A 15,464-nucleotide genomic window follows, 5' to 3' on the forward strand; every position below is an offset into this window, starting at 1 on the left:
CACCACCGGTAGCGCCGCGATCGCACGAGCCGGCGGGTCCCCCGTCGTCAGCGGGGGACCCGTACCCGCCTAGCGGATCGCCGGCACCTCACGCATGACGAAGGACGGCTCCGCCGTACGCGACGTGAACCGGCGCTCGATGACCCGCAGCGCGCCGTTCTGGTTGCGGTACACCACGGACCACCGGGGGTCGGCGCCGACGGTTACCGGGGTGATCGCCAACTCTGTCGCGGCAGCGTCCGGCATCTCGCCACCAACCAGCCGCAGTGGCACCCACGGCGCCCACTCACCCGAACCGGTGGCAGTCTCGTACGACAGGTACACCCGGTTCTCCGGCCCACGCGCCAGTACCGCGAACCGACTGTTGGCGATGTCCATGATCGCTACCGGAGCGCCGGCGGCAGCCATCTCACCGACCGGCGACCAGTCCCGCGGGAAAGGCTTGTCGACGTCGTTGGCCTGCGTCACGATGTCGCCCTCGGTGGTCCGGGCGAACAGCCGGAACCGCTTGCCGGGCAGCCGCACGATCGACGGCTCACCGGCGAAAGTCCCCGCGCCGAGCGAGGTCCATGTCACTGTCCAGGGGTCGTTGCGCTTCATCTCGCCCGAGATCAGGTTGCCGGAGACATCCTGTCCGATCAGCAGGAGCGTGTCGTCATCGATGGCTGCCGCCGTCGGGGTCACCGCGAAACGCGACGTGTCACGGGCCTTCATCCAACCGATGAACTCGCCGTCCCTGCCGTCCTGCTTACGGAACCACAGCGCGCCCTCGACGTCGATGCTGAGATAGGTCAGCGCGCCGTTGGGATGGGCGACGACCTCGGGGCGACCCTTGAGACGCCCACCGAAGTCGCGCAGCCGCCAGGACGGCGAGCCGGCTTCCGACTGGGTGGCCAGCCAGTAGTGGCCGTCGGCGCGGCTGTGGCCGAGAATCTGGACGAGCCGCCTGCCGTTGACCGCGATCGCCGGCTGGCCGGTGAAGGCGACATCGGCACCGCCGTTCTCGACGCTGAGTACCGGACATGCAGTGGGCTGGTCGCCGCCAGAGATCACCCGACAGTGCCGCAGGCCCGTCACCTGTTCGCTGTAGGTGATGTCGATCGATCCGAGGGGCGTGCCCAACTGCGGAGTCTCCAACGCGCTGACCGGTGCGGCCGACTCCGCCGGCAACAGGACCGGTGCAGGGGTATGCGAGCTTTGCACGCGGCAGGTCGCGGGATTGGCCGCGAAGTTCGGCACCTTCGTGAAGTCACCGCCGAGGTAGGTGTACTTCACCGGCTGATCGAACTTCGGCTCGTGGACCTGGAAGTGGACCAGACTGCCGGCCGGATGCTTCTCGACCTCCTTGTTCAGCACTCCGTAGAAGTTGCCGCCACCGACCGGGATAAGGGAGCTCAGGTTGCCCAGGCCCTTGTAGTTGACGTCGAGGTCCTTCAGCCACCGCTGCGACGTGACGTCGTACCGGTACCGGTACAACCGGTTCGCGCCGCTGCGGGTGTAGATGATGCCCGGGCCGCCGCTGGTGATCAGGTTGAAGTTGCCGAAGTGAATGTCAACCAACTGGCCGTTGATCGCCCACGTCCTGGCGCCCTCGTCGAACCGGTACAACTTCAGCCGGCCGTCGTTGTCCTGGGCGTAGATGTCGCCGCTCTCATCGACCGTGATGCGGTTGCGGTAGTCCTTGTTCCCGAACAGCGTGAAGCTGTCGCTCATCCGGTAGGCGGCCCTGCCGCCGAGGCTGGTGTCCCAGGTGGAGCCGGTCCACCGGTACCGCCACAGCCCGCGCTCCGCGTCGTTGCCGTTGGAATCGATCGCGTAAATCCGACCCTCCGGCCCGGCGAAAACCTTCTCGAAGCGATCCCAGCCAGAGGTGCCGATGACCTTCTTCTCGACCTCCCACTTCCCGGCGCTGCTGCCACCGGGAGCAGTCCGCTTCCAGGTGGCGAGCGTCTTGTCCACCTGCCCGAAGAAAATCGCGTTGCCGCTGCACTTCGGTGGCTCCGGGGACCGCAGACCGGTCGCTGCAGAGCCTGGCGGTCCTGCGTTCACCGCAACGGTTGTCGCCATGGTCACCAGGAGGCAGGCGGATATCGTGGTCGTCGAGTTCGCGACGGCGCGGCGACCCCGAAGGAAAATAGTTGTCGACACGGGAGTTTCCTTCCTGAGAACTTGTTTCACATCTTTCGTCGTCCGCTCCGTATCCGCATCGCGCTCATGGACGGGAACCGCGCCTGTTTCACGCACCATCGGATGACCGCCGCGAATCGAGGATCGACGCGAAGACCGGGTGCAACCCATTGGCCAGGACGATGTTGCGCATCTCGGGTGCGTAGTCGTCCAGTGCACGTAGCACATCCGCCAACTGCAGTTCCTGACGATTCCCGCCCAACTGAGTCAAGGCATCAAGGATTCTCGCCATCGACTCACCTAACGATACGGTGGTATTTTCCGATTGCCACCACGGATGTGTCGCCCTCGCAGACTCCGCGGGCATATTCACGCACGCCAACTGAAGGGAGTCCAGCGACGTCACGCGACTGACCACCTCGTTCACCACAGTTTGCGAAGCGGCGTAGGCGGGTCCCAGACTCACCTTCAGATAAGCGAGGTCGCAGGACACCTGCGCCACCGCCGAAAGCAGATGAACCGCCGAAACCGTGTCTTGACCAGCGCGCAACGCCTGTCGCTCCGCTTCCCTCATCAGTGCGTGCAGGAGAGGCCCGCCGGCATCGCGTCGGGTCCGCGCGCGTTCCCATCGCCGCCGGATCGCGCTCAACGGCTGCGTCTTGGTGTCCAACGCACCCGCGGCGAGCAGCGCGTAACATCCCACGGCACACGGCGCGCCCGTGTCGGCAAGCACCTCCCGGAAGTTCGGGTCACCCATCAGACTTTCGTGGGTGACCCCCGCGTGTGCCAGGACGGACGCCATCCGCGTACCGCCTGGCAGCAGGAAGGCCGCCAGCATGTGCGCGGGACCGACGTTGCCTGCACGGCTCTCGCGTGCGAGATTCGCTGCGTACGTCAGGGCGGGACGGACGGAAGCGTCCCACGACGCCCTGCCCGCCACCGCGCCGGTGGCCTCCCGCAGCCCGGCCTGTGCGGAGTACTCGCACTCCACGTCCGGCCGCTCACGGTCCTCATGAGACCGCCAGAAGGCGAGCTCGGTGCTGTCGCGCTCTGCATCGTCGCGTTGGACGGCACTGAGCAGGCGCCCCCGCAACGGGGCGACCTGCCTCCCGAACGCCGGCAGGACATCAGCGAGCGCGACCACCACATGGCCTGCTGACGGCCGAGCGTGCCGAGTGCCCACCAGTCGTCGATAGACCCCGGCGAGCAGATCCATCGAATGCTTAGCAAATTCCATGTGTCTTCATTTCAGTTGAAATCGTTAGGGCGACTGTAATGCGGAATTCGCCAAGGATCGACGCCGTCGCGCCCGCCCTGCAGCCATCCCTTTGAGCCACCCGCCACCGTACCGAATACGCGGGCGGCGGGCCCGTACTCCGGTGCCACCGTACCGACGATCTCCGATACCCACGCTCCGGTCTGCCAGCCCTCGTGTCCAGCCTCGTACACTTGCGGACCGAATTTGGCGCCAACCTTGTCCCACCATGTGTCAGGGCGATGGGCGCCGACATAGTCGGGTGGCCCGTCCACATGGTGCCGCCCGTGATACGCCCGATATTCGTACGCGCGATGCTCGCCGACGTAGGAGTCGCCATTCTGGCGGTGACTTCCGGTATACGCCTTGCAATTGTGCGCAAGGACCGCACTCTCACCGACGGCCACGTAGTAGGTGTGCAGCCGGCCGACGGAAAGATTGAACGCCGCTGTCTGTGAATACCTGTTGCGTACCTCAACGACCTCGACGGTCCGGCGATCAGCGGTGAGGAACGTGTACCCGGGCTTGATGTCCTTCGCCTGGACCCACGCACGCAGGCTCGGAATCCAGAATGGGTGGCCTGCGGTGGCGGTCACATTCGCCGAGGCACCGACTCCGTCCCGCGCGCGGACGGTCACCTCGACCAGAGCCTTGTCGCCGCTGCCCGCGACTACCGCGGTAACAGCCTGGACGGCCGTGACGGCGGTCGTCGGGTCAGTGGCCAATACTTTGTCGCCGACCTTCACCTGCGCGATGGGCTTGGTCGACCCGTCCCCCATCAACACCCGCGTCTCCGGGGTGAAGCTGTTCGGACACCGCCCGAGCAGACCGCCCGAGACCCGCCCCCGGGCGAGCGCCGAAAACTCCTGCGAGATGCCGCGCCCAGCCGCGCCCGCCGCGGTCCGCAGTCCCCCGCCGACCGCCGCGAACCCCGCCTTGAGCCCCGCGCCCACCGCCGAGCCGAGGCCGCCGGCCAGGCCGCCGAACAGCGCCCCCGTCCCGATCCCCTTCCACAGTTCGGCGCCGCGCTTGCCCTCCATCGCCCCCGTCACCGCGGAGCCGACGGCCCCGGCGAGCGCCCCGCAGGCCACCGCCCCCACGCCCGTCCAGCCGATCAGCGCCCCGCAGCCGAGTCCGACGACCGCGCCGGCCGCGAAGCCGATGATGTCGGCCTTGTGGGCCTCCACCCACTCCCCGGCCGCGTGGGCGAGCGTCGAGGCCTGTTCGATGAGGGCGCCGACCCGGTCGGCGGCCGCCTGGTACATGCCCTGGAGGAACTTGGCCGGGTCGTTGACGCTCGCGCGGACCGTACCGACCACGTTGGCGGCGAACTTCGCGCTGGCGGAGACGACCGTCTTGATCCCGGTCAGCAGCGGCTTGGTGAGGGCCTTGACGACGGGCAGGACCTTGTTGCGGACCACGTCGACCACGGCGGCCTTCGCCCGCGCCGTGACCTGCCTGGCCTGCTCGTAGGCGCGGGCGGCCAGCTCCCGGGCCTTCTGCCTGGCCCAGTCCCAGGCCTTGCCGGAGGTGATCGCGTTCCAGCCCTGGCGGGCCTTGTCGGCGACCCAGCTCCAGCCGGCCTTCGCCTTGCCGTACACCCAGGACGCCGCCTTGCCCACCCAGCTCACCGCGGTGCGGACGGCCGACTTGGCGTACTCCCACGCGCGGGACGCGTAGTGGCTGGCGGCCTGGTAGGCGCCGGAGACGGCCCGGCCGGCGGCGGAGATGGTGTGGCTGACGGCGTTGACGCCGCGGTCCAGCCACTTGGGCCAGTGGCCGTCGGGGTCGTCGAAGTCCAGCGGCGCGCCCGCGGCGTAGGTGTAGCGGTTGGCCAGGATCGAGTCGCCCGCGGCGTAGGTCGCGCTGTCGCGGGAGGCGAACCCGCCGGTGCCCGGCTGGTACCAGCGGGCGCCCATGTTGACCTGCCTGGTGGCCGGGTCGGTCCAGTCGCCCTGGAAGCCGAGGTTGCCGGTGTCCCCCTTGGCGCCCACGACCTGCCCCCACGGGTCGTAGGTCGTGGCGGCGGACAGGGCGGCCGGCTTGTCGGCAGTCGGGTCGAGGTCGCCGACCACGTCGCCGTGGCCGTCGGTGAGAGCCAGCCGGGGGGCGCCGCCGTTGGCTGCCGTGGCCAGGAGTTCGCCGGTGGGGCCGCGGCTGAACGTGTCGCCGCCGTCGGTGACGACGTCGTTGTCGTCCCCGGCGTACCGGAAGGGGCTGTCGTTGCGGCCGGCGACCCGGTCGAGGCCGTCGTAGGTGTACGACTGGCCGTGGGCGGACACCAGCCGGTCGAAGGCGTCGAAGGCCAGCGGCTCCTTCAGGCCGGAGCTGGTCCGGGCCGCCATCGTGCCGCGGGCGGTGTGGTCGTAGGTGTACTCGCCGTCGGCCAGCAGGCGGTTGCGCTCGTCGTAGGTGGCGGTGTGGGCGCCGGCGCGGGTGCGGTTGCCGGCGTCGTCCCACCCGTACGCGGTGGCGCCGCCGGGGCCGGTCCACCGGGTGAGCCGGCCGGCGTCGTCGTAGTCGTAGGTGTTGTCGCCGCCCTCGGGGAAGCCGACGGCCTTCTTGGACGTCAGGTGGCCGTTCAGGTCGAAGCCGTAGGCCAGCGAGGCCACGACGCCGCCCTCGGCGTTGCGCAGGGTGTCGCCGGCCAGGCGCCCGAAGGTGTCGTAGGTCAGCGTGCGGACCCGGCCGGCGCCGTAGTCGACGGCGTCGACGTTGCCGGCGGCGTCGTAGCCCAGCCGCTGGGTCAGCCTGGTCATGCCGTCGGTGGCGGTGGCCAGCCGGGCCTTGTCGTAGGTGAAGGTCGCGGTGCCGGCGGCGTCGGACCGCTGCCGCAGCCGGCCGTCCTCGTCGTAGTCGAACGTGGCGTCGCCGGACGGGCCGGTGCTGGCCATCAGCGCGCCCCGGTCGTCGTACCGGAAGCTGTTGTCGCCCCGGGGCGCCCGCACGGTGGTCAGCCGGCCGGCCAGGTCGTAGCCCAGCTCCCGGGTGGCGGTGGCCGCCTCGGCACCGGCGCCGCTCTCGGTGCGCAGCCGGCCGGCGTTGTCGTAGGTCCGGCTGCGGGTGACCCCGCCGGGGGCGGCCAGCCGGGTCGGCAGGCCGCCCGGGTCGTAGGCGACGGTCCACGTGCGGTCGGCGGGCTCGGGGTGGCGGGCGGTCCGCGGCTCGACGACGGACTCGGGCAGGCCGAGGGTGTTGACGGTGTACACCGTGTCGTGGCCCCGGCCGTCGGTGTAGCGGGTGCGGTTGCCGGCCAGGTCGTAGCCGAAGCCGGTGGTGATCGTCCGGCCGTCCCCGACCGGTTCGACCTGGGTGGTCATCCGGCCCGCGGCGTCGTAGGCGAAGGTGGTCGCCTTGCCGTACGGGTCCACGGACCGGACCAGGTGACCCGCCTCGTCGTACTGGTTGCTGACCGCGCGCAGCTTCGGCGCGTTCTCCCTGGCGTCGGCGTGCGCGCTCTCGCCGGTCTGGTTGCCGAGCCGGTCGAACTGGCTGCGCACGGTGCGGCCGGCCCCGTCGCTGACCCGGACCTGCCGGCCGTACTGGTCGTAGCCGAATTTGGTGGTCACCCCGTTGGGCGTGGTCGTCGCGACGAGCTGGCCGGCGCTGTCGTACCGGTTGGCGGTGACCGCGCCTGAGGGCGTCTCGGTCGTGAGCAGGTTGCCGACCTCGTCGTAGGCGGACCTCGTGGTCAGGTGCTGGAGGTGCGGGTGGCGCTCCACCACCGTGACGGTCACGAGCCGGTCCTGGTCGTCGTACGTGGACCGGGTGACCCCGCCCCGGGGGTCGGTGACCTCGCTGACCTCGCCGGTCGCCGTGTACGCGTACCGCCACACCGCCCACGCGCCGTCGTCGCCGCCGGGCAGCTCCCGGGTGACGATCCGGTTGAACTGGTCGTAGCCGAACCGGCTGACCCTGCCGCGGGCGTCGGTGCTCTCGACCACGTTGCCGTTGCCGTCGTAGCGGGTCGACGTCGTCGGCGTGACCGCCTCGTGGGGGCCGCCGGGGGCCGTGTAGGTCGGGGCGGTCGTCCGCACGGGGCGGCCGAGCCGGTCGTACGCGGTGCGGGTGACGTTGCCCAGCGGGTCCCGGACGGCCACGACCTCGCCGAACGCGTCGTAGCCGGTGACCGTCGTGGCCCGGCCCGCGGCCGGGCTGCCGCCGCCGCTCTCCGCCGCCACCTGCGGGCCGGTGGCCCGGACCCGCCGCCCCAGCTCGTCGTAGCCGAAGGTGGTGGTGAAGGCGGCGCGGTCGGCCCCGGGGGCGTTGCCGCGCGGCTCGGTGCTGCTGGTGACCAGGCCGCGCTGGTCGTGGGTGTACGTGGTGGTGCGCTGGCGCTCGCCGTCCACGGCGCGCTCGGCGGTCAGGTTGCCGAGGGCGTCGTAGTCGTAGGCGACCACCGACTGCTCGCCCCAGTCGTCGAACGCGCCGTCGTCGGACAGGTGCGAGGAGCGGCCCTTGACCCGGACCGTCTCCGGGTTCCCCATGGCGTCGAACGTGTACAGCGTGCTGCGCGCGATGTTGTCGGGGTCCTCGGCCGTGCGGGTGGTCCGGCCGTCGGCGTCGGTCTCGGTGTACGTGGTCCGCCGGCCGTTGGCCGCCTTCTGGAGGGTGACGTTGCCGGCGTTGTCGTACTCGGTCTGCTCGACGACGACGTCCCTGCCGGCGCCGTCGGCGTTCTTCAGCACGATCCGCTTGAGCAGGTCGTCCGAGTGGTACTCGTACTCCAGCCGGCGGCACAGCGCGTCGGTGTCGCTGGCCAGGCGCCCGGCCCAGTCGTAGGAGTAGACGTGCAGGGTGAGGTACCGCCTGCCCTTGTCCCGGTCGCGGCAGGGCCTGACGTCCATGTTGCGCGGGTCGCGGAGGCGGACCTCGGCGCGCTTGTTCTGCGCCGTGTAGAGGTACTCGGTGCGGGTGCCGTTGGCGTCGGTCTCGACGGTGACGTTGCCGAAGACGTCGTATTCCCGGGACGTCTCGTTGCCCTCGGGGTCCAGCGTGGCGACCGGGCGGTTGAACGCGTCGTACTCCACGACGGTGACCCGGGCGGGCGCGTCGGTGAGCGCGTCGGAGACGGTGCTGCGGGTGAGGTTGCCGTCGTCGTCGTACTCGTTGACCGTGCGCCGCTGGTGCTTCGTGCCGGTGACCGCATCGGTGGTGACCGGACCGGTGACCGTGGCCGGGCGGCTGTACTCGTCGTAGGTGAAGCTGGTGGTGACGCCGTCGGGGTACTCCTGGGTGCGCAGCGTCTCGGTGAGCCGGCGCCCGAGCGCGTCGTAGGTGCTGACGGTCTGCGGCTTCACGGCGGCGCCGGCCAGGTGCGGCATGGTGACGGTGGTGACGTCGCCGCTGCGGTTGTGCCCGAACAGCGTGCTCCGGCGCTTGGCGTCGGTGCTGCGGACCAGCAGGCCGCTCGGGTAGGGGTCGACGTTGCTCTCGGCGCGGTAGTACTCGTGCGAGACGGTCGCCCGCATCGGCGTCTGCTGCTCGACGAGCCGGCCGGCGGTGTCGTACCGGGTCCGGGTGACGTACCGCGCGTCGTCGGGGCCGCTGGAGCGGGCGTCGCGGACCTCGGTCGCCAGGTCGTCGGCCAGGTCGCCGTCGCCGCCGAGCTGGTCCCTGGACCGGTACGTCGAGTACACCGACTGGCACTGCCCCGGCGCCCGGCAGGTGGTCTTCTTCGTCAGGTTGCCGCGCGCGTCGTACTCCATGGTCAGGGCGGCGGCGTACTCGTTGACGATCCGGCGCTGGCGGCCCTGCGCGTCGTACTCGAACGTCCGCACGCCCATCAGCTTCAGGTCCCACTGGACGAAGACGGGCGTACCGGCGGAGTCGGGCAGCACCGAGCAGAAGACCGGCTCGTCGGGCTTGGGGGGCTTGCACTCGTCGACCGGCCTGGTGGGCGCCGGCTGGTCGTCCGGGTCGGTCTCGGTCTCCTGCGGCACGCCCTCCAGTCCGACGGGCATTCCCAGCCGGAGCACCCGGTTGGCGATCGCGTCGTACTCGTACAGGTAGGGCTTGTTGCGCGGGTCGCGGACGACGACGCTGCGGCGCAGGTCGGACTCGTTGCCGAAGACGGCGGGGGCGCCGATCCGCCAGGTGCCGCCGTCGCTGTCGGTGTACTCCCGGACCCGGTCGAGGTCGACGTCGTACTCCGCCTCCGCGGCGACCTTGCCGCTGGGCAGCGTCAGCTTCGACAGCACCTTGGCGGCCTGCCGGCCGAGGCGGTGGTGGGCGGCGGCGGTCTCCGCCGTGACGGGCCGCAGGTAGAGGGCGACCTCGTCGACCGTGCCCGCGTAGTGGCGCCGGCCGGCGGGCAGGCCGGTCCAGGTGCCCGTGACGTGGGCGGCGCCGATCTGGGCGAAGTCCAGCGTGCTGTTGTCCAGCGCCGGGCCGGCGACCTTCGCGTGCTCCTCGCCGTCGACCAGCAGGGACTGCGCGTTGCCGGCGGCCGACAGCACCGCGTGGTGCCACCTGCCGTCGTTGACCGGCAGGCGCGAGCGCAGCTTGACGTCGCCGGGCAGCTCGCCGCCGCGGCCGGTGCCGAACTGGCCGCGCAGGAAGCCGTTCGGGTCGGTGTAGAGCAGCGGGACGCCGTACGTCGGCGCCTTGTCCAGCGGCTGGTCCTGGTAGCCGACGAGCGGGCCGCCGACGTCCTGGGGACCCTGGCGGAACCACAGCTCGACGGCCGCGTCGCGGCTCTGCCGCAGGCTGCTCCTCGGCAGCGCGACCGCGGAGGTGCGGCCGTTGAAGCGCGCCGCCCTGTTGGCCGTACCCGCGACCGCCCCCTCGGCGCCGAACTCGACGTCGGTGGCGACCCCGGCGTCGCGGCCCTGGTTGACGGCGATCTCGCTGGCCGCGCCGGGCCTGCCGGCGGGCCCGCCGCCGGGGTGCGCCGGGGCGGCGTGGTCGCCGAAGCGCCAGTACGACTCGGGCCGCGCGTCGAGCACCGAGGAGCGGTAGTGCGAGCCGTCGGCGTAGTCGTAGCCGGTGCACCTGCCCAGCGGGCCGCAGACCCGGGTGAGCAGGTCACCGGCGTACCGGTACTCCCAGGTGAGCGGGGCGCCGTTGACCGGGTCGGTACTGACCCGGACGACGTGGCCCCGGTCCCAGGTCAGGTGCAGGGCGCGGTCCTCGCGGTGGCCGGAGCTGGGGGCCTGCTGCACCCTGGCCAGCCGCGGTCCGTCCCAGGTGGCCAGTTGCGCCCGGCCGTCGTGGTCCACGATCTTGACCAGGCGGCCGGAGGCGCCGTCGAACCGGTACCGGACGCCCGAGCGGTCGCGCAGCAGCCACTCGCCCTGGTCGACGGTCAGCGAGCCGGCCCGGCCGGCCGGCGGCGCGTAGGTGCCGTTCGGGTTGCGGCCGAACCGGACCGTCTGGCCGTCCGGGTAGGTGATGACCACGTTGCCCGAGTTGTCGCCGTCCCGGGTCACCCGCATGTCGTACCGGTTGATCCAGCCCGCCCCGAACATGCTGTCGGTGCGCGGGTCCAGGCTGTTGTACGTCCGGGAGATGTTCAGGTCGGGGCCGGTCACCACGACGGGCGCGTCCAGCGCCGTCATGGTGACGTTGCCGAGCTGCGGGTCGAAGTCGCGGTCCTTGGCGGCGTGCGGGGCGCTGGCGATGCCGGAGGTGACCGAGGGCTGCGGCGGCGAGGGCAGCAGCGAGGTGAACGGCTTCTCGATCGTCGAGCCGGTGTCCCTGACGAACGCCCGCCACTGGTAGGACCGCCCCCAGTACAGCCTGCCCTCGGGGACCTGCCACTGGGCCAGGGGGCTGAAGTCGCGGGTGACGCAGTCCTTGACCGACGTCGGGGTCTCCCCCTCGCACAGCTCGAACCGGTACTGGAGCGCGCTGTCGGCCGGGGCGTCCGGGTCGGTGGCGAACACCGAGAGCAGCGGCGTCAGCGTGGGCGCCTGGTGCCCGTTGGCGGGGAACAGCCGGAGCACCTCGGCCGGCTTGTCGAACACGTACAGGGTGAGCCGGCCCGGCGGCACCTGGTGGTCGGTGAAGACCGCGCCGCGGCGGCCGTCGACCATGCTGAAGTCGATGAGGTATGCGCCCGGCCGCAGCGGCTGGACGGTCGCCTCGACGGAGGCGCGCTGGCCCGGCCGGACGGTGCTGGCCAGCTCGGCGGCCCGCTGGACCCGCTCCGCGACGGCCTTGCCCGTCCTGGCGTCGTACACCCGGTACCCGAGGTAGAAGTCGTTGGCCTTCCAGTCCTCGGCGCCGGTGTTGGTGACGGTGACCTTCACCCTGCCGGGCTGGTTCTGCTGGACGGCCGGGTTCGGCACCGGGTCGGGGATCTCGTAGCCGGCGTTGTACGGCGAGTGCGTCACGTACAGCGCGGGCGGGTTCCTCGTCGCCGTCGTGGCGAACGCCTTCATCGCCTCGGCGCTGTCGGCGGCGCGCAGCGACAGCCCGTGGTTCGGCTTCCTCCCGTCGGCCCAGGCCCGGACCAGCGCCGCCCCGGCGGCGCCGAGGTCGAAGCGCTCCGAGGCCGCCGGGCACGCCGACTGGCTCTGCCCGTGTCCGATGTGGCCGTGGTTGAACGACCGGCTGGCCAGCCGCGCCCCGACCGCCGGGCCGGGGAAGGTCCGGCCCCGGTCCCACGCCTCGGTGACCGGGTGCACGGCGACCGGCTTCGGGCGGCAGGTGTGGGCGTCGAACTGGACGACGGCGAGGGCGGCGCCGAGGACGAGGTGGCCGCGCAGCCGGCGCAGGTCGTCGTCGGCGAAGGCGAGGTAGCCGGCGGCCGCACGGCCGGCGTCGTCGCGCCCGGCGTAGAACTTCTCCCCAGAGGTGCTCTGGCCGGCGCTGGTGACGTACATCGTCCGGCCGGCGCGGTGGGTGTCCACCGGGGGGCCCGCGGGTACCGGCACCCAGCGGCCGTCCGCCTGTCGGGTGTGCAGCGGGCTCGTCGAGAGCATCGTGGTCTGGGAGCCGTCGGGGTTGGCGTACACCCGGCGGTACCGGTCGCGCAGCTCCGGCACCTCGGGGCTGGTGGCCTCGGCGAAGCCGGCGTCGAAGGCGCGCGGGGCCGGCGCCGGGGCAGGGGTGACGGCGGCCCTGTTCCAGACCGGCGCCTTCGCCCGGGGCAGCGGGTACCTGCCGCGCCAGCTCTGGGGCACGGTCCGGTTGAGGCCGGGACGGCTGACGTGGCTGAAGTCGGTCGCGGTGCCCAGCCGCTGGGTGGGCAGCGGGGCGGGCGCCGGGGGCGGGGCCGGGGCCGGGGCAATGTCGACGGCCGCCGCGCCCGCGGCCGCGGCGTTCGCGCCGAGGACCGCGGCCAGCGCCACGGCGACGGCCGCCCGCAGGGCGGTCGGCCGGTGGGCACGCAGCCACAGACCTCGTCGGACGGGCCGGAACCGACGCACGCGCATACCGCTCCCCGGTGAGGGTGAAGGAGTGTCGGCGGAGACCGTGCCACGAAGATATACGTCCGTCAATGCGGGGCGAAAGCGGCGAACCCGTCGGCCGTTACCCGTAGCCGGACGAGGGCGCCCGCGACTGTCGGCTATCCGACAGCGGTACCCGTCAGTAGCAGGTCAGCCGCGCTTCATCAGCCGCCCGACGGCGGCCATCATCTCCGTCGTCAGCTCCTCGGCCCGGCCGGCGGAGGCACCCTCGCGCATACAGTGCCGGGCGTGCCCGTCGACCAGGCCGAGGCCCACCTTGTCCAGCGCGGCCTGGATCGCGCTGATCTGCGTGAGGACGTCGATGCAGTACCGGTCGTCGTCCACCATCTTCTCGACCCCGCGCACCTGGCCCTCGATGCGGCGCAGCCGGGCGAGGAGCTGGTCCTTGGTGGCGCTGTAGCCGCGCTGCGGTGCCGTCATCCCCTCATGCTACCGACACCCCCGAGGGGTATCGGGCCTGCTGGGACCTCAGGCCCGCCGGGTCACCAGGTACTGCCCGAGGAAGCGGCGGATGTCCAGCTCGCGGGCGTCGACCCGGCGGCCGCCGCCCTGCGTGTCCTGGGTCGTGGTGACCACCATCCGCAGGTCCGGGACGACGGCCACGTACTGGCCGCCCCAGCCCCAGGCCAGCAGGACCTTGTGCCCGTTGACCCGGGTGACCCACCAGCCCGAACCGTAGCCGAAGCCGGCGCCGCCCGCGTCGGGGAAGCGCGCGGCGCCCGCCTGCCGGACCGTGGAGGCGGGGACGACCTGCCGCCCGCCCTTGCGCCCGCCGTCGAGGTAGAGCTGCCCGAACCGGGCCAGTTCGCGGGCGGTCAGGAACAGGTTGAAGCCCCCGGAGTAGACGCCGCGCGGGTCGCGCCCCCAGTGCTCGGGCGTGATCCCGGCCGGGCCGAACAGGTACCGCTCGGCGTAGGCGCAGGTGCTCATGCCGGTCGCCGCCTGGAGTACCGCCGACAGGACGTGGGTGTTGCCGGTGCTGTAGTTGAACCGGCCGGCCGGTCGGTAGGGCCGGTCGATGATCGCCTTCACCCAGTCGCGGGTGCGGCCGATGCTGTGCTCGGTGCTGTCCTCGGTCCAGCTCAGGCCGGAGGACATCGTCAGGAGCTGGCGCAGGGTGATGGCGCGCTTGGGCGAGCTGGGCGGGAACTCGGCGGGTACGTACGCGGCGGCGGGGACGTCCAGGCTGCGCACCTTGCCCTGCGCGACCGCGATGCCCACGAGCGCCTGGATGATGCCCTTGGACGCCGAGTGGACGTTGTTGCTCTGCGTGCGGCTCCCGCCGTGCAGGTACCGCTCGTAGACGAGCCTGCCGTTGCGCAGGACGAGCAGGCTGCGCACGCCGGGCTTGCCGTCCAGCGCGGCGGCGGCCCGCGCCAGCCGGGCGGGGTCCACGCCCTGGGAGGCGGGCGTGGCGCGCGGCGGGTCGGGGCGGATCTCGCCCCGGTCGACGTAGGGCCTGTTGGACTCGTAGAACGCGTCGCTGCCCGGGCGCTGGGCGATGGCCTCGCAGGTGGACTCCCGGGGCGGCGGCGCCGGGTGCCAGGCGACCCGCTCGGCGTCGCCGCCGAACGTGGGGCCGCACCCCGCCGACGCCGCCACCGTCGCCATCGCCGCCAACCAGGCCACCCACCGCGCACGGCCCGTTCGCCGCATCGTGTCCTCCCGCCCTCACCCGCCTGCTTCGCGGATACAACGACCTAAAACGGATTAACCGCTTGAATCGGTCAGTTTATGGCGGATGAGGCGCCCGGAAATGGTCAGTCGGTGTCCCCCGGTCCGGGGGTGTCCGACGGCGTACCCCCGTCCGGGGTGGGCGACGGCGAGGCGGTGGGCGAGGCCGTCGGGCCGGGCGTGGGGGTAGGGCCGGGCGTCGGAGTAGGGCTGGGCGTGGGGGTCGGGCCGCCACCGCCGCCGGGCTGCTGCCCGCCGAGTTCGGTGATCGCGTCCCGGATGTCGTCCAGGAACGCGCTGACCTTCGCGTAGTGGCCGGGCTTGCCCTTGCGGGCACAGCCCTCGCCCCAGCTCACCAGGCCGACGATCACGTCACCGGCCAGCAGCGGGCCCCCGGAGTCGCCCTGGCACGAGTCGATGCCGCCCTTGTCCATGTCGCCGGCGCAGATCTCGACCTGGGCCGCCGGCCCGCACTGCGCCTCGGGCACCAGCGGCACGTCGACCTCCAGCAGCACCTCCGACTGGGGCCCGCCCTCGGAGGTCGCCCCCCAGCCGATGGTCCTGAAGCTCGGCGAGGTGTCCAGGCTGCCGTCGGCGGGCAGCTTGACGAAGCTCGTCGCCGCCGAGGGCGTGCTCAGCTTCAGGACCGCCCAGTCGCTCTGCTCCGGCCCGGCGCCCTTGCGCACCTGGTCGCCGGTGATCTTCTCACCCTCCGAGTGGCGGACCTTGCCGATCGCCGCCGTCACCGGGTCGGACCCGCTGAAGCAGTGCGCGGCGCTGAGCACGATGTCCGGGGAGATGAGGCTGCCGCCGCAGCCCATGCTCAGCCGGGCCATCCAGGGGTACACCCCCTCGGCCGACGGCTTGCCGCCGACGATGCCGACCGGGTCCTCCTCCGCATGCGCGACGACCGCCGTTCCCAGCAGCACGCCCACCGAGATGAGGGATCCCGTGATCAACAACCGTCGGCCCATGTGCACTCTCCTCCGCCT

General features: G+C 72.0%; 6 protein-coding genes. All 6 read right to left on the reverse strand.

What is annotated here, in order from left to right; translation table 11 throughout:
- Window positions 1–69: 69 nt before the first annotated feature.
- On the reverse strand, window positions 70–1,959 hold the full coding sequence (locus IEY75_RS18090; RefSeq protein WP_189115574.1) for a tachylectin-related carbohydrate-binding protein: 1,890 nt from the start codon (window positions 1,957–1,959) through the stop codon (window positions 70–72).
- Window positions 1,960–2,236: 277 nt separating this feature from the next.
- Window positions 2,237–3,364, reverse strand: coding sequence for a Clp protease N-terminal domain-containing protein (locus IEY75_RS18095; protein ID WP_189115575.1), 1,128 nt, complete (start codon window positions 3,362–3,364; stop codon window positions 2,237–2,239).
- Between the two features lie 11 nt (window positions 3,365–3,375).
- Window positions 3,376–12,762 (reverse strand): polymorphic toxin-type HINT domain-containing protein, encoded by a 9,387-nt coding sequence (locus IEY75_RS18100; protein WP_189115576.1) that lies wholly within the window; start codon window positions 12,760–12,762, stop codon window positions 3,376–3,378.
- Between the two features lie 165 nt (window positions 12,763–12,927).
- Complete coding sequence (locus tag IEY75_RS18105) at window positions 12,928–13,218, reverse strand: metal-sensitive transcriptional regulator (RefSeq protein ID WP_189115577.1); 291 nt, start codon at window positions 13,216–13,218, stop codon at window positions 12,928–12,930.
- A gap of 48 nt (window positions 13,219–13,266) precedes the next feature.
- Complete coding sequence (locus IEY75_RS18110; protein WP_189115578.1) at window positions 13,267–14,454, reverse strand: serine hydrolase domain-containing protein; 1,188 nt, start codon at window positions 14,452–14,454, stop codon at window positions 13,267–13,269.
- 104 nt (window positions 14,455–14,558) lie between these two features.
- Window positions 14,559–15,446 (reverse strand): S1 family serine peptidase, encoded by an 888-nt coding sequence (locus IEY75_RS18115; RefSeq protein ID WP_189115579.1) that lies wholly within the window; start codon window positions 15,444–15,446, stop codon window positions 14,559–14,561.
- Between the last annotated feature and the right edge of the window lie 18 nt (window positions 15,447–15,464).

Origin of the sequence: Pilimelia terevasa (genome assembly GCF_014647915.1) — a bacterium.
Lineage (GTDB): Bacteria > Actinomycetota > Actinomycetes > Mycobacteriales > Micromonosporaceae > Pilimelia > Pilimelia terevasa.

What these genes read in the sequence shown, in the direction of transcription:
- IEY75_RS18105 (WP_189115577.1), bottom strand. Translation starts at nt 13,218, where the DNA reads ATGACGGCACCGCAGCGCGGCTACAGCGCCACCAAGGACCAGCTCCTC.
- IEY75_RS18095 (WP_189115575.1), bottom strand. Translation starts at nt 3,364, where the DNA reads ATGGAATTTGCTAAGCATTCGATGGATCTGCTCGCCGGGGTCTATCGA.
- IEY75_RS18110 (WP_189115578.1), bottom strand. Translation starts at nt 14,454, where the DNA reads ATGCGGCGAACGGGCCGTGCGCGGTGGGTGGCCTGGTTGGCGGCGATG.
- IEY75_RS18100 (WP_189115576.1), bottom strand. Translation starts at nt 12,762, where the DNA reads ATGCGCGTGCGTCGGTTCCGGCCCGTCCGACGAGGTCTGTGGCTGCGT.
- IEY75_RS18115 (WP_189115579.1), bottom strand. Translation starts at nt 15,446, where the DNA reads ATGGGCCGACGGTTGTTGATCACGGGATCCCTCATCTCGGTGGGCGTG.